The sequence below is a fragment of the Pseudomonas sp. R4-84 genome, assembly GCF_054130985.1.
In genome coordinates this window covers 1,582,683-1,604,761 of record NZ_CP096390.1, presented here as the reverse complement: position 1 = coordinate 1,604,761, position 22,079 = coordinate 1,582,683, and the positions used below count along the sequence as shown (strand labels likewise).

The following is a 22,079-nucleotide window of genomic DNA, read 5'->3' as shown; positions in this document are numbered from 1 at the left end:
GCGTTCAAGGTTACACCTTGGACGCTATTTTTGTGCCTGGGTTTTAGGCGCTCAAGGGCGATAGATGATCGCCGAGCCCCATGACAAGCCCACGCCAAAGCCACTCAACGCCACTCGCTTCCAGTCGGAATCGATCACGTGCTTCTCCAGCAAGAGCGGAATACTCGACGACACTGTGTTACCGGTCTCGACCATGTCCTTGATGAACTTCTCCGGCTCGCCTTCGAAACGCCGCGCCACGGCATCGACGATTGCGGCGCTGCCTTGATGAATGCAGAACGCATCGATGTCACTGGGTTGCAGATCGGAATCGGCGAGCAACTCATGCAAATGTGCCGGCACCTTGAGCAAAGCGAAGTTGAACACCTGGCGGCCGTTCATGAAGAATACGCCGTCGCTGACCTTCAGGTGCGGCGCACCGGAGCCGTCGGTGCCGAACTTTGCCTTGCCCAGTTGCCACGGCGCATCCTCGCCCATCCACGTCGCCGTGGCGGCATCACCGAACAGCATCGTGGTGTTGCGATCTTCCGGGTCGACGATTTTCGAGTATGGGTCGGCGGTTACCAACAGGCCATTCTTCAGGCCAGCGGCTTCCATGAAGCCCTTGATGGCGTAGATGCCATAGACATAACCCGAGCAACCCAGGGATATATCGAACGCCGCTACGCTGGTGGGCAGGCCGAGCTTGTCCTGAACGATAGCCGCCGTGTGGGGCAAGCCTTCTTCATCGCCGTTCTGGGTGACGACGATCAGCACGTCAATGGATTCGCGCTTCAGATCGGGATTATTGGCAAACAGCGCATTGGCCGCTTCGACGCACAGATCCGAGGTTTCCTGGCCGTCATCCTTGCGTGGCAAGAAGGCGGAACCGATCTTGCCGAGGATGAACTCTTCATCCTTTTCAAATTTTGCACCTTGTGCGTAATTGTCCACGCCGGCTACAGGAACGTAGCTCGCAATGCTTTTTATGCCAATCATTACGGCTTCCCAATCAAAAACAGCCCAATACCACCGCTCGCAAGGAATCGAGGGGCGCCGACAAACGGGAAGTGTAAAGGGCTATCACCGGTCCTGATAAGGGCCAGGCGCCATCTTCCCGGTCAATACAATACAGTGAAGATGCGCGTTATGACTCGCAGGTCACGCTAAATTGCCGAATAAGCCCTTTTTGCGAGGGCTTATACGACAATGGAAGGAGGCATCGGGCTATGCCAGCAACCGCGCCCAGTCGACAGCCGTGGCGGTACCCAGCGCAAAACCTTTGTCCGTCAAGGCCAGGTTCGGGTTACGGACCGCGTCGTGTTCGAAACGCGCCTGCCACTTTTTGCATAGGGCATCGAGTGCCTCCGGCGCATCGGGGACCGTACCGGCGTGCAGCATCTGCGCCTGGGGTGTCCAGACCGTGAGATAGCCTGCGTCAGCTACTTTCAGACAAAGGTCGACGTCGGCAAAGGCCTCGGCGAAATGTTCTTCGTCCAGGCCGCCTACGGCTTCGAACAAATCCTTACGGATCATCAGGCAAACGCCGGACACCGCAGAGTAGTTCTGTTCCGCCTGATGGCCATTGAGATAACCCTTGGCGTCCTTGCGTTCGCCAACGAACACCGAGGCCACCTGGCCATCGGGCTTGAGCACCAGGCCAGCCTGAGTGGTGATGCCGCGAATATCCATCTGTTTGCTGCCGACGATCCCCACCTCCGGGCGCTGGGCCTGGTTGAGCAAGCTGTCGAGCCAGTTGGCGTTGATCACTTGCACCTCGGCCGACAACAGCACCAGGTATTCCCCCTTGGCCTGGGCGCTCGCCCAGTTGTACAGAGCCGACGCACTCAAGCGCCGATCGCTGCGCAGGATACGGATCCGATCGCCTTTGCCTTCCAAGCTGTCGAGCCACTGGGCCATTGCTTCGGACTGGCTATGATTATCTGCGATCAGGATTTCATGGCGATGATAACGGGTGCGCTGCAGCACGCTGACCAGCGCCTGTTGAATCTGTTCGAAGTTGTCCCGGCTTTCGAGAATGATCGATACCAACGGCCGCTCGGCATGCTGGTAGTCGATTTGATAGGTCAGCGGTTGCGCCGAGGTGACCTGGGCACGATAACCCCGGGCCGCCAAGTGGCGCGTCAGTACTTGACGCTCCTGGGCATTTTCCTCTTGCGCCGGGGCATTGCAGATCAGCAACGGCTCGGACAGATGCGCCAGGCCGGCAAGCCCCGCCTCTTCGATCAGACGCAACAACACGTCCAACTCCAACGCCTGGGTGTATTCAGGCGTAAAACCGCGTGCCTGTACCAGCACGTCACGACGAATCAGCCAATGCCGCGCCATCAGCGAAGGCACCGATTGCAGGAAGTCAAGATTGACGCCAGGACGGAACACATCGACCAGGCTGCCGTCGGCCTTACGCTGGATTTCGTCCATGGCCACGGCACGCACGCCATCAGCGCCGATCAGTTCAAGACTGGCGCGCAGCAGACCGCTTTCGGTGAACTGGTCGCCAGCCTCGGCCAGTACCATCCAGTCGGCGGAGGACTGCCCGATGATCTGGTTGATGCGCTCGACATAATTGCCAGTGCTGACTTTGACGAAGTGCACGGTGTCGCGCACGGTGGTGGTCGCCGGCAGGTCGCCGGTGGTGAAGACCACCACGTTGAACGCCTTGCTATGACCGTTGACCAGGCTGTCGAAGGTCGCCTGCAGCTTGAACATGTCAGCGTCCAGGTCCAGCAACAAGATGCCGAACCGCGGGCCGCCTTGATGCTCGGCCAGGTGCGCCGCGATGGACTTGAGCTGCTGCGCATCTGGATTACGCGCCTCAAGCCAATTTAACAAACGGCCGGAGTGCATGTTTTCCAGTAACCGGCGCTCTTGCTGACCCGGCACCGAGTCCAGGCGCTCGGCCCAGGCCTGCAGTTTCACTGCCTCATCAGGCTCATCGCTGCTTTTCAACGACTCGGCCAGGCGCTTGATCACGGTGCGGTTGAACGCGTACAGGCCTTGGGCTTCCCACAGACGGCTGCGTAGGGTGCGCTCGTTATCGTTTGGTTGCACACGCATCAGCTCATGCTGACGCAGCAGAATGCCTTCCAATTGTTGAAGCTGAAGGCGGCCGGCTGGCATGGCATGCAGCAGGAATTCAAAGTGAGTCAGAAGATCGAAGACCCGTTGATTGTAGAAAGGCATTTCAACAAATTGCTGTGGGCCAAACGAACGAACCGGCTCACCACCGGCCTCCAACCAGGCCGAACGGATAATCTGCGTGCCCTTGAGCGAACGCCCTTGCTGCAGGCAGTCGGCCATGGCCGCAAAACTGTCCAGGGCAATCTGCTTGATGCGTTCCGGAGCCTGCTCGCTGAGCTGGGTCGGCACCGATGCCAGGAACTCGGCGAACTGCTCACGCTCGGCGACGCTTTTGGCGTCTTTGTAACTCAACACCGTCAGCACGTTGGTGTTGTGTTCGGAACCGCCGTAGTTGAGTTCGCGCACGGCGAACGGAATCGGCAGGATCCGCGCCTTGGCACAAGCCAGCAAGTAAAAGGTATGGCCGATCTCCTGCCACTCGAAACTGGTGCCAGGCGGCAACATGCCGTACCACTGTTGCAGCAAGTCAGTGCGGGTCACGGCGTAGAACGGCGGCAGGAATTGATCCATGAAACGGATCACACGGTCCTCGGCCAGTTCGCTGTCGTAGTCCTCATGCACCTTGCGGTCACGGCGGAAGTAGCAGACTTCTGTTGCGCAGGACAAATACATGATGCCGTAGCCGTGGCAAAGGCCGTAGTCGGGGTTGGCTTCGAGAAACTCAACCGATTCGGTCAAGGCATCATGCAGCAGGAAATCGTCGTCGGCGGCGAACACCATATAAGGCGTTTTGACCTGGTTGACACCGTAGGTCAATTTTTCCTGAAGCCCTTTGTAGGTGAACTGGGGCAAGTGGCGGTAATCGACCGACGGAAAATCCTCGGCGATCCGATCATCGCGCTCCACCGACGAGTCCAATACCAGTACCGAACACGGATAGCTGCTGTAGTAATGCAATGTGCGGCGCAGAAATGCGCTGCGGTTGTGGGAGATGACCACCACGGTGAACCGCTCGCTCAGCGGTGCCACGTTGTTTTGAAGCATATTTCGAACCTGCATATTTCCTAGTCCCCACAACCTGCCAGACGCCAATGACTTGAAACGGATGGATTAACGAACCCGACGCAGATAACCATCCGGCGCAACGGTGATCAGCAGCTTGTTCTGCAGTTGCTGGTCGATTTCGAAGCGGTCGTTTTCTTCGAGGTATTTCCACACAGCGGTTTTCGGGTTGTCGCCCGGGCCCCATGGGCGATCCGGGAAGAAGTCCGCCGGCATGTCTTCCACCACCGTGTCCATCACCACGCAGTAGCTGCCCACCGAAACCAGCGGCGCGTACAGGCGCAGTTCTTCGAGGACATGGTCATGGGTGTGGTTGGAGTCGAGTACCAGAATAACTTTCTTGCCTTTGGCCGCTGCATGGACCTGCTCGGCAATGGCCGGATCGATGCTCGAACCCTCGATCATCGAGATGCGCTTGCTCATCGGATGGCTCTCGATGGCTTCACGGTTGTGCGGGCGGATATCCAGGTCGATGCCCAATACTTCGCCGTGGCCTTGCAACTCCAGCAACGAAGCGTAATAGATGATCGAACCGCCGTGGGCGATACCGCATTCGATGATCAGGTCAGGCTTGATCTGCCAGATCAGTTCCTGCATGGCCATCATGTCCTGCGGCAGTTGGATGATTGGCCGGCCCATCCATGAAAAATGGTAGCTGTACTTGTGGCGGGCCGACTCGTTGAAAAACTCCTTGGCCAAGCCGACGAGTTTCTGATCTTGGCCTTGCCCGGCGATTTCGGTCTGGCATTGGGCTTCGAAAGCTGTATGGATAGTGTTGTCAGTCATTTTTCGAATCTCGCGGTTATTGGAACGAAGCGCTGTCAACGGCGTGGTAGACGTAGCGCCCACCGGTCATCCGCTTGATCTCTTCGAGGTAATTGGAATTCATTACGAACAGGTTGGCGCCTTCGGGCAATGCATTCATGGCTTCTTGCGGCGAAGACACCCGGGCGCCCGACAGCGGCAGATATCGCCCCTGCTTGGCCGGGTTGATATCCACCACGCAGTCCACCGCTACACCGGCTCGTTGCAGGAATAGCGAGTAGATCACCCCTTTGGAGGATGCCCCCCAGATCGCCGAGCCTTGTTGCGGCGCGGCCTGAACGATCTGCACGGCGCGACTGAGGCTGGCGGTGAATTCGTCTGGCATTTGCAAGGCTGGAACGGGTTGTTCCGGCTCCAGGCGCAACGTGGCCAGATCGGCAACGATGTACAGGTACTGACCGCCGAACAGGTGCCCGGCCTCATGCACCGTGCCAAACATCCGGCGCAGGTCATCGAGGCGGAAATAGTTCACGTGCTCATAGAACAGGTCGAACCAGGCACGATGCTCCAGGATCCAGTCCAGGCACGGCACTTCAATGTAAATCTGTCCGCCCTGGTTGGCCGCTGAGATTTCTGCAAGGAAAGCCACCGGATCCTGAATATGCTCCAGCACGTGACGTAGCACGACCGCGTCGGCCGACAGGCCCAGATCGCGAGTGAACGGCGCCTTGATCACGTCGGCGTTGTCCCCCTCATAGGCAGGGTCGATACCCGTGATCGCATAACCACGTTCTTTGAGCAGTTCCAGGAAATAGCCTTTGCCGCAACCGACCTCGATCAAGTCCTGACCGCTGAAATGCCTGGCGATGATGCCTTCCACGTCAGCGAGATGCTTCTGGAACTGACCGGAGTGGGCCTGTTCATTCTGGTAGTCGCTGTCATAGCTGAGCTTGTCCGCATCGAACGCTTGGTTGAAAACCAACCCGCTCACGTCGTCTTGAACCAACACCATGTCGGCACTCGCCGAGGCTCTGGCCGACTGCTCATCGGCGAAGGTACGGTTCTGCAGAACCGGAAGGCCGGCGGCCCGGTACAGCTCACGCGTCATGTTCGGCTCCCAACAAGGTTTGCAAACGTTCGGCCACGCCCCAGAACGCCATGGGTTCGTGGGTCGGATAGGGATAATGGCCCAAGTTCAGGCGAATGGCCGCGCCACGCTCGCGCAGGCGTGCTTCTACCAGTGCGCGAACCGACACCGGTTCGCCACTTGAGCAATTGACGACACCATTGAATTCGCGCAGCGACAGCAGACCCGCCATATAAGCACTCGCTGTTTCGATGGCCAGGTAATCGCGCAACTGCTCGCCACCCGACATATCGAATACCGGCGCTTGGGCATCGATGGCCCGGTCCAGCGCCGCGAGCAGGCTGTTGGGGTTCTGACCGATGCCGTGCAAATAGAACAAGCGTACCCACTGCAACGTAAACGAATGCTCGCGTTGCAGGTGTTCGAGAAACAGGCGCAAGGTATTTTTTGCCAAGCCGTAAGGGTTGGACGGTTGTGGTGCAGTCTGCTCGTCAAGCGGCCCGCTCTGCAGGCCATATTCAAAACAGGTACCCGTGACCAGCACCTGTCCCACCCCCGCCACGACTACCTGTTTGATGAATTGATAATCGGCCATCAGGTTATGTTCGAAATGAAGGAGGGCCTGGTAATTCGGCAATCCCGGCCACGCCAGGTGCGCCAAGGCATCGACACCCTTGACCAATGCAGCGACGTCCAGCTCTTTGGAATGGACATCGGCCGCGACGAATTCAACACGGTCGAACCAGGGCAGCGCCTCGGCCGGCTCGACCCGACGCGCAACGGCCCGAACCTGGCAACCACGCGCGAGCAGAGCTTCGACGAGATGTCGACCCACAAATCCGGTTGCCCCCGTCACCAGCACCTTCATAGGAGCGTCAACTCAGGTACGGCGACCACAAATCGGCCACCCCACCCACGCACCTCTTCCAACTGCTGGCTGACTTCGCTCAGCAGGTTCCAAGGCAGGACGAGAATGTAATCAGGCTTCTCGGCAGCAATACGCTCAGGCGCCACTATGGGAATGCGACTGCCCGGCAAGTATTTACCTTGTTTGTGTGGATTGGCATCGGCTACCCATGCCAGCAGGTCGGGCCTGACCCCCGCATAATTCAGCAATGTATTGCCCTTGGCCGCTGCGCCGTAGCCCACCACACGCTTGCCGTCGGCCTTGGCCTGCAAAAGGAAACGCAGCAAGCCATGCTTGATCGCTTCGGCAGCCGGCGCCAGGGTGGCGTAGTACGCGGCGGTCTTCACGCCAGCCTCCTGTTCGGCCTGCAATTGTTGCTGCACCGAGGACTGGATCGAACGCCGCACTCCGTCGGCACGCTGGACGAAGACTCGCAACGAACCGCCATGGGTCGACAACCGGCCAACATCGAATACTTCCAGCCCGTTGCGCTCGCACAGGGTTTGCACGGAGGTCAGCGACAAGTAGGAAAAATGCTCGTGGTACAGCGTGTCGAATTGCTGCCCGGCCATCAATGTCAGCAGTTGCGGAAACTCGAACGTGGCGACGCCGGTTGGCTTGAGCAGTGTGGCGAAGCCGGCGAGGAAATCGTTGATGTCCGGCACGTGGGCCAACACGTTGTTGGCCGCCATCAAATCCGCTGCCCAGCCTTCGCCGATCAGTTGCGTGGCCGTTTCGCGACCAAAGAACAACTCGCGGATCACCAGGCCTTTGGCACGAGCCGCCTCGGCGGTGCTGCGCGTCGGCTCGACGCCCAGGCAGGGAATACCGCACTTGGCCACGTACTGCAACAGGTAGCCATCGTTGGCGGCAATTTCCACCACGCGACTGTCTGCACTCAATTCGAAGCGCTCCACCATCTCGGCAACGTAGCGCTCGGCGTGGGCCAGCCAGGTGCTGGAGAACGAACTGAAATAGGCGTACTCAGCGTCGAACAATGTGTCCGCGCGGGTGTAGTCCTCGGTCTGCACCAACCAGCATTGCTGGCACACCGCGACCTTGAGCGGCATCCACTGCTCGGCCTGATCCAGTTGGTCGGCCCGCACATAAGCGTTGGATGGCGGCGAAGTACCAAGATCGATCAAAGGCAAAGCCAGGGCAGTTCCGCAACCTCGGCAGTTCATAGACGCACTCCAGCGAAACGCTCGTCGAGCAAGGGATGGTTGCTGTCCCGGCTCGACAGATTATTGACAGGCAGCGGCCAGGCAATCGCCAGCCGCGGATCATTCACCGACAGGCCGCCCTCGTGCTCGGGAGCGTAGTCGGCACTGTGCAAGTAAAGCAGCTCGGCGTCTTCGGTCAGGGTCTGGAACCCATGGGCAAACCCGGCCGGGATCAACAGGCTGCGGCCATCGCCAGCCTTCAAGTGCTCGGCATGCCAATGCAAAAACGTCTCGGAATCGGGACGCAGATCCACGGCTACATCCCAGACTTCGCCACGCAGGCAGGTGATCAACTTGGCTTCCGGCTGCGCCGCGTTCTGATAATGCAACCCACGCACGCTACCGCGCTCACGAGTGCAGGAATGGTTGATCTGGCGGATATGAAATGGCTGGCCAAATGCGCTCAGGCTACCTTCGCAGAACAGCCGGGCGAAATGCCCGCGCTGATCTTCGAAGCGTTTGTGCTGAACGCTGAACAGACCGGCCAGCGGCAACGCCATCAAGGAAAACTCGCTCACAACGTCCCTCGATACAGGTTCAGTTGGCCGAGGCTGACTTGACGCATATCATCGCCGTTCTGCCATGCCAAGTGCCAATCCAGGGTCTGGGCCAGGCATTGTTGCAACGACCAGCGCGGCTGCCAGCCAAGCAGCTGCCGGGCGCGAGTGCTGTCCAGGCGCAACAGGCCGGCCTCATGTAAGTCGCTCGGCTCGATGCGCAGGCCGGGCGCTTGCGGCCAGCGCTCGGCCAACAGCTGGACGACCTCGCCGACGCTGCACATGTCGGTTTCACCCGGGCCGAAGTTCCAGGCACCGGCGAACTCTGGTCCCTGCTGATAAAGGCACTCAGCCAATAACAGGTAACCGGCCAACGGTTCCAGGGCGTGCTGCCACGGACGAACGGCCTGTGGATAACGCAGCGTCACCGGCTCGTCTGCCGACCAGGCTTTAAGCACGTCGGGAATCAGGCGCTCGGGAGCGAAATCACCGCCGCCCAGCACATTGCCGGCCCGCGCCGTGGCCAGAGCAAGGCCATGCTCGGCATAGCGCTCAGCCGAAAAGAATGAGGCGGCATAAGACTGCGCCAGCAATTCGCAGCAGGCCTTGCTGCTGCTATAAGGATCGTGACCGCCCAAAGGCTCGTTTTCGCGGTAGGGCCATAACCATTCCTGATTGGCGTAGACCTTGTCGGTGGTAACCAGTACACATGCCTTGACGCCACCCACCTGGCGAACCGCTTCCAGCAGGTTGAGAGTGCCCATGACGTTGCTGGAATACGTGCCCAATGGGTCCCGGTAACCTTCGCGCACCAGCGGCTGAGCGGCGAGGTGCAGGACGATCTCCGGCTGCACGTCGGCCAGCAGTTCCAGCAAGGCGCCGAGGTCGCGCAAGTCACCGCGCCGGTCATCGATGCCCTCGCTCACGCGGGCCAACTCGAACAGGTTCGGCTGGGTGGCGGGGTCGAGGGAAAAACCACTGACCTTGGCCCCGAGGCTTTGCAGCCACAGCGTCAGCCAACTGCCCTTGAAGCCTGTATGGCCTGTGACCAGTACGCGCTTGCCACGCCAGAATTCAGGGTTCAAGACCATTGCTTCCATGGGGCCTCGCCGCTTTGCCACAGGGCTTCGAGGTGGTTCTTGTCCCGCAAGGTGTCCATCGGATGCCAGAAACCGTCGTGCTGGAAAGCGTTGAGTTGCTCCTGCGCTGCCAGCGTCGCCAGCGGTTCGGCTTCCCATGAGGTCTGATCGTCAGCGATATAAGGCAACACCTTGGGCGAAAGCACGAAGAATCCGCCATTGATCCAACCGCCATCGCCTCGCGGTTTTTCGGTAAACCCGAGGACAGAATCGCCGTTGCGCTCCAGCGCACCGTAACGTCCAGGCGGCTGGACGGCTGTCACCGTGGCAAGCTTGCCGTGGGACAAATGAAAATCCACCAGCGCGCCAATATTGAGATCCGACACACCGTCGCCATAGGTGAAGCAGAACGCCTCTTCATTCTCCAGGTAACGCGCCGCCCGACGCAGTCGCCCACCGGTCATGGTGTCATCACCAGTGTCGATCAAGGTCACACGCCACGGTTCACTGTAGTTCTGGTGAACGTCCATGCGGTTGTTGCACATGTCGAAGGTAACGTCGGAGGTGTGCAGGAAGTAGTTGGCGAAGAAATCCTTGATGGCATAGCCCTTGTAGCCCAGGCAAATGACGAAGTCGTGGATTCCATGGGCGGAATACTGCTTCATGATGTGCCAAAGAATTGGCTTGCCACCGATCTCGATCATCGGCTTGGGCTTGAGGTGGGACTCCTCGCTGATCCGCGTGCCGAGACCACCTGCCAAGATAACTGCCTTCATCGTCTCCCCTCTTGTTCATCACCGGGCTCGACCAAGCGTTGTTTCGCTTTGCGGACGCGGGGATTACACCTTCAATGCCGATTTGGGCGCTGCGAAAGGCCGCGAGCGCTCGTTTTATGGCGATATGAGGGGGGCTTGCAGGAAACGCGCCAGCTCTGTTGGGGCGGTTTCAGGGGAAGGAAGGCGAAAAGACGAGCGTATGCGGCCTTTATGGCGAGGGAGCCAGCTCCCTCTCCACGAGTGTCAACGCTGCACAGGGCAACGTTCAATCCGGCAACCACCCCCACAACCAATGCTGCAGGTTCTTGCCGCTGAGCATGTAGTCCCGCAGCACCGCTTCGCGCAGTTCGTCACCCATGCGGTAACTCGCGTCCGGATCGGCCAGGTGCATGCGGATCGCTTCAACCCACTCCTCGGTGCTGTTGCTGCGCACTTTGGTGCAGGGCAGAAAACCGTCGTAGGCCTTGGTGTCGGTGCAGATGACCGGGTAGCCACAGGCACCGTATTCCAGCAAGCGCAGGTTGCTCTTGCAGTCGTTGAAAATGTGGAACTCCAGGGGAGCCAGCGCCAAGTCGAGATTCAGGCTGGCCAGCTTGAATGGGTAGGTGTTCAAGCCGACCGAGCTGTGGAACTCATGAATATACGGACGCAGTGCATCCGGGCACATACCGAAGAACACCCATTCCACTTCGTTTGCCAACTCGCGAACCACGTCCGCAATGATTTCCAGATCACCGCTGTGGCTGGTTCCTCCCCCCCAACCTACCCGAGGCTTGGAGGACGTGCCGCGCCGGCTGGTCAGCTTTGCCCACGGCTCAGGTGGCAACATGTTAGGCACGATACGAATTTCATTGTGCATGCTGGACAAGGCATCAGCGAGCGAAGGTGTCGTCACCACCACACGATCACACAGCCCGATTCCTTCGCGCAGCATCTGTTCGATATTGGCCGGCTTGTTGCGCGCATGCGTGTTTTTCTTGGGTGCCTGGATGACGTAATCGTCGAGTTCGAAAATCCGCAAGGCACCGGAGTATTTTTTCATTCTGAGAATATCGCCGGCGGCCCCTTCGCTGTAGCGCCCCTGCAATACGATCGTATCCGGCGACAGGCGCTCAATCTCGACGGTAGGAGGCGACTCGTAGGCGACCCGAGCGATTACCCGGCCGGCGGCCTCCAATTCGGCCAACGGGGCCGTGACGCGATAATGCCCAACCGCGGTGGCGTTGACCGGCAAGCCAAGTATCAATGGCAGGGCGCGGCGGCAGAACGGGTTCCAATTGTTGCGCAGCGAAGGTTCCAGGCTGAAGCTGGACGCCCCGAGGCTCAGCGCAGGGTTGTAGCCTGGATCCTGGGCGATCTGCGGCAGCCATTTGCGATAGAAGATTTCGCGCTCGCGCTCCACCAACGTGGTTTCTTCAGGCTGGACAGCGGTCGACGGCAGGACGACTTTCATGACCGTGGCGTAGGGCGTCCAGACAACCAGGTAGCCAATTTTTCCTGCGCGCAGGCACAGATCGACATCGCTGAGGCCGAAGGTTAAGGACGCATCCAGGCAGCCGAGTTCATCGAATACCTGCTTGCGCACCATCAAGCAATCGCTGCTTACCGAACTCCAGTTCTGCGTCGTATGCAAACGCTGCATGTAGCCGCGCGAAGCCGCGGATTCACCGTAGAACGGCGTGCCCACCGGCCCAGCCAACCCAAGAACTTGCCCGCCGCCGACAACCGTGCCTTGAGGACTGAGTATTCTCGCACCGACCACCGCTACCTCAGGACGCTGGGCATGATTGACCATCTCGTCCAACCAGTCATTTTCACAAATGACCGTTTGCGGACTGAGCAACAGCAAATAGTCGCCCCGGGCCTGACCTGCGGCAAAATTGCGCACCGCTGCATCGCTGTCATCACCGGCGTATCGCAATACGCGCAACATGCTCGCACCCAACTGCGACATGTTATCCAGCCAGTCGAGCATTGCCGGGTCCCGGACGCCGCTGTCAACAATCAGAATTTCATAATGGGTGTAGGCCGTACGTTCGATCAGGCTCTCGGCGCAACGCTGCAAGGCGGCGAGCGAGTCACCGGTACGCATGATGATCGATACCAGCGGGCGCTCGCCGTGTCGGTAGCTGATGCGGTTGATCAACGGCAAGGTGTCCGGGGAAATCTCATGATCGATGCCGATACGCTCCAGATGCGCGCCAACCAACCGGGCGTTGCCCTCGATCACCTCGGGCAGCGACAACCATTGGGCGAAGCTCAGGACCGACTCAACCTGGATTTCCGCGATGTGTTCGATGGTCTGAGGGCCAGCCTCTTCCACCAGGCGCCAGAGCAGATCGTGGGGCGCCAGTTCACCGTGATCCGGTTCAAAACCACCGAGGGCCATGAATCGTTCACGCTCGAAAGCCAAGGTCCGACCGACATAGGGATAGGCGCGCATCAGGTCCAGGTTGAAATCCGGCTTGAACACTGGCTCGAAGGACTCGCCGTCCACCAAAGCGCCTTCATCGCTGTAGACGCAAAGGATGCCCGGCCTCCCGGCAACGCGCTCGGCCAGGATCAACAACGCTGAATCGCGCAGCACGTCGCCCGCGCGCAGCACGTAGAACCAATGGGCGCCTTCCAGCTGTGGAACGATGGCATTAAGCTGACTCGGCCAATCCGCCTGGTAAGGCAACTGCAGAACCCGTTCATCCGCTTCGCAAGGAGCATCGGAAAGCACCACTACGGCCTGGGCTGAATACAGCTGGCCCTTGATGCTGCGTAGCGTCGCCTCAAGCGACTCCGCATCGCCGAGCGCGTCGATGACCAAAGGCACGATGTTCGGCCGAAACGGCCAACTATCGATGCGCGCGGGCATGACGCGTCGTTCTACCTCACTGAACCGGCGGACGGCCAGCCATTCCCGATAGAAGTCGGCATAACTATCGCTTTGCGCCCCGACTCGACCATTCACGACGGTATTGCGGTTGCCCAATACGCGGGTTACGCAGAGCTCCTGCCAGGTGTGAGGTTCATCGGTGATCTTGTCCAGATCAATGCAGCGCACCCAACCAGAAGCCGGCGCCGCTTCACCGCTGCGCGCGACAAGCATCTGCGCCAGCCATTCCCACTCTGTCTTTGCTGCCTTGAGCATTTCCGGGGTCTTGCTCAAACGCTCCGGGTAGAGGCGCTCGATACTCAACACGGTATTCAAGGCAATCAGATTGCCGCGTCGCATCAGGCAGACAAACAAAGCAAAATCGAGCACCGCAACAAAACCGGCACCGTCCTGAATCAGCGCGGGCAGCAATTCCAGCACATCGGCCCGGCGCATCAGGGTGGAACTGAAATTGCCGATGAAGTTGGTTGGCGTGCTCTCGAAAATTGCCAGCATGTCGTCGCCTTTGAGCAAGGCGTCATTTGGCGAGAAACGACAGTTGTCCACACGGGGTGGGAGGATGAAGTTGCCGGCATCGCACAACAGCCGCAGCGCGAACACCACGCTCACGTCAGCATGATCCATCAACGCCTGGGCCTGCATCGCAATGCTCGGTGCGAATAGACGATCGTCATCGCACAAGACCTTGATGAACTCGCCCTGCGCCTCATCGACACAACGCAACAGGTTGCCCGGCAGTCCTAGCCGTTGAGGATTTTTCAGATAGCGGACCGGATGGGCCGGCTGTTTGAATGACGCGACTATGTTGCGAATCTCATCGTCAGGCGAATCGTCGCAAACGATGATTTCAACGTTTTCGTAGGTCTGGGCCAACGCACTGAGCAGTGCCTGGTCAAAGAACCGAGGGTTGTATGCGGGGATGACGATGCTGACGAGGGGAAGTGACTTCACGGTTTAAACTCTCGAGCGGCGGGCCCCGGCCTTTTCAGGCCGGAGCCCCGGAACCGCTTAAAAAAAGACGGTTGGCGGCTCGGTCGATACCGGCTCAGATCTTGTTGAACAGACCCAACTGGGCGATCTTGCTGAACGCCAGTTGCGAGGCTTGCAGCATGGTCTGTTGCAATGTCAGGCGGGTTAATACCTCGGCCGAATCGGAGTCACGGATCGACGATTGGGTCTGTTTATTGGCCAGCATCAAGCTCTGGTTGGTGTCGCTCTGGGTGTCCAGAGCGGCACCACGACCACCCACGGAACTCAGGGCGCTGGACAATTGATCGGTGCCGCTTGCCAGGTTGCCGATGCCGGACGCCAGCGAAGCCTGCAGTTTCTGCAACGCTATCGGATCGTTGTTGGTCGGTGTGTTCAACGCGGTTTTCAGCTGATTCACGGTGTCCAGGATGTTCTGGGTTTCGTGGGTGTTGACCGCGATGCTGAACTGATCGTCTGCGGCTGGCGTGCCGTCCAGGGTGAAGCTCACGCCCGAAGCGGTGGCTACGTTACCGGCCAGGGTGCCGCTGGACACGGGTTGGCTGTTAGCGGTCAGCGGCGCTGCGTAAAGGTCGAAATCGGTGGCGCTGGTGAACTTCAACACGGCCGCCCCCGTAGGGAAACTAGCGTGGTAGGCCACCGGATCGGTGATTTCGCTGCCGGTGACTTGCACCGCGGTCGGGTTGCCAGGACTGCGCATCGGAACAAAGGTGTCCGGCTTGGCAGCCAGGGTGAAGGTATGGCCTGGCAACACCGTGCCAGGGACATCGCCCGTTTGCAGATTGATGTTCAGGGTCAGCTCCACACCACGGAACTGGACCGCCTGCCCGCTCTTGCTGTTAGGGTCGAACGCGCCGCCCTGGCTCGCTTCGGCGGTCACGTCATTGCCGAGCGAGTCGGTGATTCTCAGTTGCGTGCCGCTGGTGAACTCCACGGTGTACGGCTCGCCGCTGCGGAACTTGCTGTTATAGCTAACGCTGGAGGAAACCTGGCCGTCGGACAAGACCACGCGCCCGTCATCCACCGGCGGCGCGGTCCGAGTGACCTGGCTGCGGCTGGTGTTGACGGCTTGCTGGAACACTTCCCAGCCGGTGCTGTTGGTGGCCATCGACATGGTGTCACCGACCGGCAGGTCGAGCGTCACCTGGTCGCCGTTGTAGCTGTAGCTACCATCGGTGTTGCGGGTGAACGGGACGGTGTCACCCTTGGAACCGGAGAAGATGTACTTTCCGTTTTCGTCCTTGCTGTTCATCAGGCTCAGCAACTGTTCTTCGATCTGCGCCAGCTCCGAAGCGTTGGCCTGACGGTCAGCGTCGGTGTAACCGGCGTTACCGGCACCGACAGCCAGTTCCTTGGCGCGCTGCAGCACGTTGCCGATGCTGGTCATCACCGCTTCGGTGGTACCCAGGGTGGCCTTGATGGTGTTGGCGTTGGTTTCGTACTGGGCCAGCATCGAAGCCTGGGTACCCAATTGCAGCAGACGCGAAGCGCCCACCGGATCATCGGCGGCGGTGTTCACGCGCACCAGGCTGCTGGCCTCTTCGCTGGTCTTGACCACGTTGGCGAAGTTCTTCTGGTAGTTCGCAGCCGTGCTTTCGTAAAACTGAGAAGTAGAAATGCGCATGGGCTACGGCTCCTTAAAGACTGTTGATCAATGTGCTGAAGATTTCCTGCGCAGCCTTGATGATCTGCGAAGACGCGGTGTAGTACTGCTGGAACTTGACCAGATTGCCGGTCTCTTCATCCAGGTCGACGCCCGACAGCGAGTCGCGGGCATTCTTGGCGTTGTCCAGGATCGCGCCGGTGGCGGCGCTGTCCAGCTTGCCTTGGGCGGCCTTGGCACCGACGCCTTCCACCAGTTTGCCGTAGGCATCGTTCAAGGAAATGCCCTTGCTGGCCGAACCGGTATCCACGGTTTTGGCGGTCTGCAAGCCAGCGAGCACGGTACCGTTACGGTTATCAAGGCTACCAGGCTGACTGAGGCTTATATCGATGCCGGCACCGTCGGAAGGCGCGCCGGCGATGGACATATCGAACGTGACGGTACGCTGCACCGGCGGTACGGACGAATCCATGATCGGGGCGCCGGTGGCGTCCTTGAGCGGAACGCTCAGGCTCAGGGTGTTGCTCTGACCGGGTTTGATGGTGCCACTGCTGATCACGCCGCCCTTGGCATCGAGCAACTGATAAGCCTGGCTGGTGCCACCGGCCGACGTCGCGCCAAACACCACTTTGACCGGCATCGAATTCTTGATGCCGTTCTGGATGATGCTGGTAGTGGCTTCGTCGTAGATGTCCAGCTTGGTGGTCATGGTCGGCTGGCCGCTGGCCGGAATGGTCAGCGTGCCGCTGCCGCCCGGCGTGATGGCGGCGCCCAGCGGCGCGGCGATCGCCAGCCGCTTGGAGTCGGTCATCTCGGTCTTGATGCTGCCCGCGGCGTTGCGGGTCGGGGTGATCTTGAACGAGTCACCGACGGCCGCAGTGCCGTTGGCGAAGGTCAGCGAGAAACCATCGACCACCGGTGCCGGCGTGGTCGCGGTGTTGAACGCACCCATCGGCGTGTTATCGGGCAGACGCTGGACGGTGTAGTCGGTGGCGCTGGTGAAGGTGATCTTGTAGTCGTTGGTCGTCAGCTTGCCCGTGTCTTCGATCGACACGTTGAAGTTGCCGGACCCGGCGCTGTTGCCCAGCGAGGCAACGCTGCGCTGGCTCATCTGGGCCGCACTGTTGATGCTGCTGAACAGGTTGGAACCGAATGCGCCGTTCTTGTCGATACCCGAGGCCTGGATGCTGTTCATCTGGTCGGCGACGACCAGCGCCACACGGCCCAGCTCGTTCATGGCCGGGTCGAGGACGGTGCTGCGGTAGCGCATCAGGCCACCGATTTCACCGCCGGTCATCACCTGGGTGATGTCCATGACGCTGGAGCCGCTGTTGAGCTGGATGCCAATGCGACCGGGGTCGTTCTTGTCCGGCACCGCTTCCAGTTTATTGGTGATATTGCCCATGACCAGTGGCTGGCCGGATCCCAGGTAGATGTCCAGGCTGCTGCCGTTCTCCACGACCTGAGTGCCGGTGAAGGTGGACAGCTGGCGAATGGTCTCGCTGCGGGCATCGAGCAGGTCGTTCGGCGCGCCGCCGGCGTTGGAGACTTCGGCGATTTTCTTGTTCAACTGGGCGACGGTGGTGGCCAGGCTGTTGATCTGCTCGACCATGTTCGACAGGTTGCCGTTGATGTTCTCGCTCTGCGCCGTCAACTGGCTGGCTACCGAATTGAAACGGTTGCTCAAGGCCTGTGCATCGCTGAGCAGCAACTGGCGAGAGGCGTCGTCGCCCGGCTTGGCGTTGACGTTCTGCACCGAGGCGAAGAACTTGGTCAGCGCGCCGTTGAGGCCAGTGCCGCTGTCCGACAGCAGGGAATCAAGCGGTGTGATCTGCCCCTGGTAGGCCGCCGCATCGCTGTTGAGCGAGGTGGTGGTCTTCAGTTGCGCTTCAAGATAGGAGTTGTAGACCCGGCGTACGTCCGCCAGGGTCGTGCCGGAGCCGATGAACACGTTGCCGTACTGGTTCGACGCCTTGGTGGTCTGCACGGTCTGCTGACGCGAATACCCTGCGGTATCGACGTTGGCGATGTTGTTACCCGTGGTCACCAGTGCGGTCTGGCTTGCGGACAGACCCGACATCCCGATATTGAGCAAACTCATGGTTCAGACCTTATAAAGTCGTGGTGGCACCAGCCGAAGCGTAGTTTTGGTAACTCGTCATCTGCCGGGCTATGTTCGAAATCTTGCTGGCGTAGTTCGGGTCGGTGGCGTAACCGGCCTTCTGCAACTCGCGTACAAACTGTTCCGGGTTATCGGCCGACTTCAGCACAGCTTGATAGCGACTGTTGCTTTGCAGCAGATTGACCAGGTCATGGAAACTGTCACGGTACGAGGCGTAGGAACGGAACTCGGCCGTCTCCTTGACCATCTCGCCATTGCGGAATTCGCTGGTGATCGCCCGCGCCGAATCGCCCTTCCAGTTCGCGCTGGCCTTGATGCCGAACAGGTTGTGACTGCTGCTGCCATCGGGCTGGCGCATCACCGATTTGCCCCAACCGGTTTCGAGAGCAGCCTGGGCCACCAGGTAACGAGGGTCGACGCCGATACGGTCCGCTGCTTCCTTGGCCATTGGCAGCATGGCGTTGACGAATTCATCGGCATCGCGGAAGGCCTTGCGCGCCGGCGCCAACGGTGGCTGGGCCACGGCGCGGCCATAGACTTGCATGTCGCCTTTGGGCTCGGCAGCCTTGAGCGCGGCCAGCCAGTCACCGTTGGCCAGCTCACCGGAAGCCGGCTTGACGGCGGCAATGGCGCGATCAGGCAAGACGTTCTGCGCCATGGCTTCAGGCTTGACCGATGCCGAAGGCACCAACCCCGCGAGCAAGCGGTCGGCGAGTTTCGGTGGCAGGGCCAGGCGGCGCTGGTTGATCAATTCCATGTCGTTACGGTGAATGCCCTCGGCACCTTGCGGCGCGCTCACGGCACGCGACGCCCAGAGTGGGCGCTGGCCGTTGCTGCGCGACAACGGCCCGTCGGGCAGCGTTCCGGCCGCCACAGGCGTGGGTACTGGCGCCTTGGCCTTGTCCAGCGCCTCTTGCTGCTTGGCGGCCGATAAGGTGGCCGCCTCGCCCGAGGCCAGCGGTTTGTTCTTCGACATCTGGCGCAGCAGCACGTCAGCCAGGCCGATACCGCCGCCCTCGCGGGACATGGAAACGGCCAACTGCTGGTCGTACATTTCCTGGTATTGCTTGGCTTCCGGCGTGTTCATCGGATTGTCCTTGCCCAGGGCCTCGGTGGCCGAACGCATGGACTTGAGCATTTCGCCGAGGAACAGCGACTCGAACTCCTGCGCCACTTTGCGCAGGTTGCCTTCGCTGTTCTTGTCGCCGACCTTGAGCTGATTGAGGCGATTGAGGTCCGAATAGGACGCTGAATCCCCACTGATCAAGGCGCCTTTGCGCATATCCACCATGACCGCTTTCCTTAAATCACGATCAGGTCGGCTTGCAACGCGCCGGCCTGCTTCAAGGCTTCGAGAATCGCCATCAGGTCGCCCGGTGCCGCGCCGACCTGGTTCACCGCCCGGACGATTTCATCCAGGGTCGTGCCCGGGCCGAACTTGAACATCGGCTTGGCTTCCTGCTCGGCATTGACCCGCGAACGCGGGACCACGGCGGTCTGGCCGTTGGACAATGGGCCCGGCTGGCTGACGATCGGGTCTTCGGTGATGGTCACGGTCAGGCTGCCGTGGGTCACGGCGGCTGGCGAAACCTTGACGTTCTGGCCAATCACGATGGTGCCGGTGCGCGAGTTGATGATGACTTTCGCCACCGCCTGGCCCGGGTCGACTTCGAGGTTTTCCAGGATCGACAGGTAGTCGACCCGCTGGCTCGGATCCAGTGGCGCGGTGACGCGGATCGAACCGCCGTCGATGGCCTGGGCCACGCCTGGGCCGAGCATGTCATTGATCTTGTCGACGATGCGCTTGGCCGTGGTGAAGTCGGAACGATTGAGGTTCAGCGTCAGGCTGTTGCCCTGGTTGAAACCGCTCGGCACCGCACGTTCTACCGACGCGCCGCCAGGGATGCGCCCGGCCGACGGAACGTTGACGGTGATCTTCGAACCGTCGCGCCCTTCGGCATCGAAACCGCCCACCACCAGGTTGCCCTGGGCGATGGCGTAGACGTTGCCGTCGATACCCTTGAGCGGGGTCAGCAACAAGGTGCCGCCGCGCAAGCTCTTGGAGTTACCGATGGACGAAACGGTGATGTCCACCTGCTGGCCGGGCTTGGCGAAGGCCGGCAGATCGGCACTGACCGACACCGCCGCTACGTTTTTCAACTGCACGTTGCCGGAGCCCGCCGGCACCTTGATGCCGAACTGCGACAGCATGTTGTTGAAGGTCTGCAGGGTGAACGGTGTCTGTGTGGTCTGGTCACCGGTGCCATTGAGGCCAACGACCAGGCCGTAGCCGATCAACTGGTTGGAACGCACGCCGGAAATACTGGCGATGTCCTTCAGGCGCTCGGCTTGAGCGCTGAAGGCTGCCGACATCACCAGGGCACCGATCAACAGCTGTTTAAGATTCAACTTGATCACCTAGAAAGGGAACTTCGGGCTGAGGAAGAAGCGGTCGAACCAACCTGGCTGACTCGCATCGGCAAAGGCACCAGTGCCCGAATAGGTGATGCGCGCATCGGCCACGCGAGTGGACGAAACGGTGTTATCGGTGGCGATGTCATCGGCCCGAACCATGCCGGCGATGCGTACCAGTTCGTCACCGGTGTTGAGCGTCAGCCACTTTTCACCCCGTACGACGATGATGCCGTTGGGCAGGACGTCGGCCACCGTCACGGTGATCGAACCGGTCAGGCTGTTGCTCTGTCCCGACTTGCTGTCGCCCTTGGTGGCACGGTCGGCGCCATAGCCGGCGTTGAGGCTGAGATCGTTGCTGCCGATCGGATTGTTGGTGGTCAGGCCCGAGCCGAACAGCGATGTCAGGCCGACGCTGGTCTCGCTGGTCTTGTCGATCTGCGAGTTGGCGTTCTTGCTGGCCTGGGTCCGCTCGTTCAGGGTGATGGTGATGATGTCACCGACCCGGAAAGCCTTGCGATCGCTGTACAGGTTCTGCTCGAAACCGGCCTGGTAGATCGAACCGTTATTGGCCGCCGCCGGCAACGGTGTGCGCGGCAACACCGGAGCGTAATACGGGTCATTGGGCCTTGGCGTTGGCGCGACACAGCCCGCCAATGCGGTGATCCCACTCAATGCCAGAACAGATACGAAGCGATTCATGACCCTACCTCTTGGTGTTGCAGGCGACCCTGGAGCCGCCCTGTCTACGTGATGACGAATGTTGCGACGCGATTACAGGTTCTGCGTGACGAACGAGAGCATCTGGTCGGCGGTGGAGATCACTTTGGAGTTCATCTCGTAGGCGCGCTGGGTGGTGATCATGTTGACCATCTCCTCAACGGTGCTCACGTTCGACGTTTCCAGGGTGTTCTGCAGCGTGGTGCCGAAGCCGTTCAGGCCAGGCGTGCCGACTTGTGGCGCGCCGCTGGCAGCGGTTTCCATGAACAGGTTGTTACCCACCGCTTGCAGGCCGGCCGGGTTGATGAAATCGGCGGTCTGCAGGTTGCCGATCACCTGGGAGGCCGGGTTGCCCGCCACGGTGATGGACACGGTGCCGTCGCGGCCCACGGTGAAGGTCTGGGCATCGTTCGGGATGATGATGGCCGGTTCCAGGGCGAAACCACTGGCGTTGACGATCTGGCCATTGGAATCGAGGTGGAAGGTACCGTCACGGGTGTAGGACGTGGTGCCGTCCGGCTGCAGGATCTGGAAGAAACCGCGACCGTCGATGGCCATGTCCAGCGGCTGCTCGGTGGTCTGCAGGCTGCCGGCGTTGAAGTTTTTCTGGGTGCCGACGATGCGCACACCAGTACCCACTTGCAGGCCCGACGGCAATTCGCTGTCCTGGGTCGACTGGGCGCCTGGCTGGCGTTTTACCTGGTAGAGCAGGTCCTGGAACTCGGCGCGATCACGTTTGAAACCCGTGGTCGAGACGTTCGCCAGGTTGTTGGAAATGGTGGACAGGTTTGTGTCCTGGGCGGACAGACCTGTTTTGGCAACCCAAAGAGCCGGAAGCATTCGATTCTCCTCTCACGCCTGTTTTTCGGCGCAG

At 60.2% G+C, this 22,079-nt stretch carries 16 protein-coding genes; all 16 read right to left on the bottom strand.

The window, feature by feature from the left end; genetic code table 11:
• Positions 1-51 precede the first annotated feature (51 nt).
• Positions 52-978 (bottom strand): ketoacyl-ACP synthase III, encoded by a 927-nt coding sequence (locus M1D68_RS07525; RefSeq protein ID WP_434701049.1) that lies wholly within the window; start codon positions 976-978, stop codon positions 52-54.
• A 228-nt stretch (positions 979-1,206) separates the two neighbouring features.
• Positions 1,207-4,140, bottom strand: coding sequence for a TIGR00180 family glycosyltransferase (locus M1D68_RS07520; RefSeq protein ID WP_457969856.1), 2,934 nt, complete (start codon positions 4,138-4,140; stop codon positions 1,207-1,209).
• 51 nt (positions 4,141-4,191) lie between these two features.
• Complete coding sequence (locus M1D68_RS07515; protein ID WP_434675176.1) at positions 4,192-4,929, bottom strand: cephalosporin hydroxylase family protein; 738 nt, start codon at positions 4,927-4,929, stop codon at positions 4,192-4,194.
• A 16-nt stretch (positions 4,930-4,945) separates the two neighbouring features.
• Positions 4,946-6,016 carry a class I SAM-dependent methyltransferase gene (locus M1D68_RS07510; protein WP_434650315.1) on the bottom strand — a complete coding sequence of 357 codons (1,071 nt, stop codon included), beginning with the start codon at positions 6,014-6,016 and terminating at the stop codon, positions 4,946-4,948.
• Positions 6,006-6,863: an NAD-dependent epimerase/dehydratase family protein gene (locus tag M1D68_RS07505; protein ID WP_434562976.1), complete on the bottom strand. Its 858-nt coding sequence runs from the start codon at positions 6,861-6,863 to the stop codon at positions 6,006-6,008. The genes M1D68_RS07510 and M1D68_RS07505 overlap by 11 nt, the downstream gene beginning before the upstream one ends.
• On the bottom strand, positions 6,860-8,086 hold the full coding sequence (locus M1D68_RS07500; RefSeq protein WP_457969853.1) for a methyltransferase domain-containing protein: 1,227 nt from the start codon (positions 8,084-8,086) through the stop codon (positions 6,860-6,862). The genes M1D68_RS07505 and M1D68_RS07500 overlap by 4 nt, the downstream gene beginning before the upstream one ends.
• A complete protein-coding gene (gene rfbC / locus M1D68_RS07495; RefSeq protein ID WP_434562972.1) occupies positions 8,083-8,643 on the bottom strand; it encodes a dTDP-4-dehydrorhamnose 3,5-epimerase in 561 nt (186 codons plus the stop codon). The genes M1D68_RS07500 and rfbC overlap by 4 nt, the downstream gene beginning before the upstream one ends.
• Entirely contained in the window at positions 8,640-9,722 is a 1,083-nt protein-coding gene (gene rfbG, locus M1D68_RS07490; RefSeq protein WP_457969851.1) for a CDP-glucose 4,6-dehydratase, read from the bottom strand. The genes rfbC and rfbG overlap by 4 nt, the downstream gene beginning before the upstream one ends.
• On the bottom strand, positions 9,704-10,477 hold the full coding sequence (gene rfbF / locus M1D68_RS07485) for a glucose-1-phosphate cytidylyltransferase (RefSeq protein ID WP_420767398.1): 774 nt from the start codon (positions 10,475-10,477) through the stop codon (positions 9,704-9,706). Before rfbF ends, rfbG begins: the two co-directional genes overlap by 19 nt.
• A gap of 265 nt (positions 10,478-10,742) precedes the next feature.
• Positions 10,743-14,312, bottom strand: coding sequence for a glycosyltransferase (locus tag M1D68_RS07480; RefSeq protein ID WP_457969849.1), 3,570 nt, complete (start codon positions 14,310-14,312; stop codon positions 10,743-10,745).
• A gap of 94 nt (positions 14,313-14,406) precedes the next feature.
• Complete coding sequence (locus M1D68_RS07475; protein ID WP_434562966.1) at positions 14,407-15,972, bottom strand: flagellar hook-associated protein 3; 1,566 nt, start codon at positions 15,970-15,972, stop codon at positions 14,407-14,409.
• A gap of 13 nt (positions 15,973-15,985) precedes the next feature.
• Positions 15,986-18,052: a flagellar hook-associated protein FlgK gene (gene flgK / locus M1D68_RS07470; protein ID WP_420767401.1), complete on the bottom strand. Its 2,067-nt coding sequence runs from the start codon at positions 18,050-18,052 to the stop codon at positions 15,986-15,988.
• A gap of 10 nt (positions 18,053-18,062) precedes the next feature.
• Positions 18,063-19,361 carry a flagellar assembly peptidoglycan hydrolase FlgJ gene (gene flgJ, locus M1D68_RS07465; protein ID WP_420767430.1) on the bottom strand — a complete coding sequence of 433 codons (1,299 nt, stop codon included), beginning with the start codon at positions 19,359-19,361 and terminating at the stop codon, positions 18,063-18,065.
• Between the two features lie 14 nt (positions 19,362-19,375).
• Complete coding sequence (locus M1D68_RS07460) at positions 19,376-20,446, bottom strand: flagellar basal body P-ring protein FlgI (protein WP_170847652.1); 1,071 nt, start codon at positions 20,444-20,446, stop codon at positions 19,376-19,378.
• A 45-nt stretch (positions 20,447-20,491) separates the two neighbouring features.
• Positions 20,492-21,187 (bottom strand): flagellar basal body L-ring protein FlgH, encoded by a 696-nt coding sequence (gene flgH / locus M1D68_RS07455; protein WP_420767402.1) that lies wholly within the window; start codon positions 21,185-21,187, stop codon positions 20,492-20,494.
• A gap of 72 nt (positions 21,188-21,259) precedes the next feature.
• Positions 21,260-22,045, bottom strand: coding sequence for a flagellar basal-body rod protein FlgG (flgG, locus tag M1D68_RS07450; RefSeq protein WP_186610404.1), 786 nt, complete (start codon positions 22,043-22,045; stop codon positions 21,260-21,262).
• Between the last annotated feature and the right edge of the window lie 34 nt (positions 22,046-22,079).

Excerpts from the sequence above, each read along its gene's own strand:
- flgG (WP_186610404.1), bottom strand. The coding sequence starts at position 22,045 with ATGCTTCCGGCTCTTTGGGTTGCCAAAACAGGTCTGTCCGCCCAGGAC.
- M1D68_RS07460 (WP_170847652.1), bottom strand. The coding sequence starts at position 20,446 with ATGTCGGCAGCCTTCAGCGCTCAAGCCGAGCGCCTGAAGGACATCGCC.
- M1D68_RS07520 (WP_457969856.1), bottom strand. The coding sequence starts at position 4,140 with ATGCAGGTTCGAAATATGCTTCAAAACAACGTGGCACCGCTGAGCGAG.
- flgH (WP_420767402.1), bottom strand. The coding sequence starts at position 21,187 with ATGAATCGCTTCGTATCTGTTCTGGCATTGAGTGGGATCACCGCATTG.
- M1D68_RS07515 (WP_434675176.1), bottom strand. The coding sequence starts at position 4,929 with ATGACTGACAACACTATCCATACAGCTTTCGAAGCCCAATGCCAGACC.
- M1D68_RS07505 (WP_434562976.1), bottom strand. The coding sequence starts at position 6,863 with ATGAAGGTGCTGGTGACGGGGGCAACCGGATTTGTGGGTCGACATCTC.
- M1D68_RS07525 (WP_434701049.1), bottom strand. The coding sequence starts at position 978 with ATGATTGGCATAAAAAGCATTGCGAGCTACGTTCCTGTAGCCGGCGTG.
- rfbG (WP_457969851.1), bottom strand. The coding sequence starts at position 9,722 with ATGGAAGCAATGGTCTTGAACCCTGAATTCTGGCGTGGCAAGCGCGTA.
- flgK (WP_420767401.1), bottom strand. The coding sequence starts at position 18,052 with ATGAGTTTGCTCAATATCGGGATGTCGGGTCTGTCCGCAAGCCAGACC.
- M1D68_RS07510 (WP_434650315.1), bottom strand. The coding sequence starts at position 6,016 with ATGACGCGTGAGCTGTACCGGGCCGCCGGCCTTCCGGTTCTGCAGAAC.
- M1D68_RS07475 (WP_434562966.1), bottom strand. The coding sequence starts at position 15,972 with ATGCGCATTTCTACTTCTCAGTTTTACGAAAGCACGGCTGCGAACTAC.
- M1D68_RS07500 (WP_457969853.1), bottom strand. The coding sequence starts at position 8,086 with ATGAACTGCCGAGGTTGCGGAACTGCCCTGGCTTTGCCTTTGATCGAT.
- rfbF (WP_420767398.1), bottom strand. The coding sequence starts at position 10,477 with ATGAAGGCAGTTATCTTGGCAGGTGGTCTCGGCACGCGGATCAGCGAG.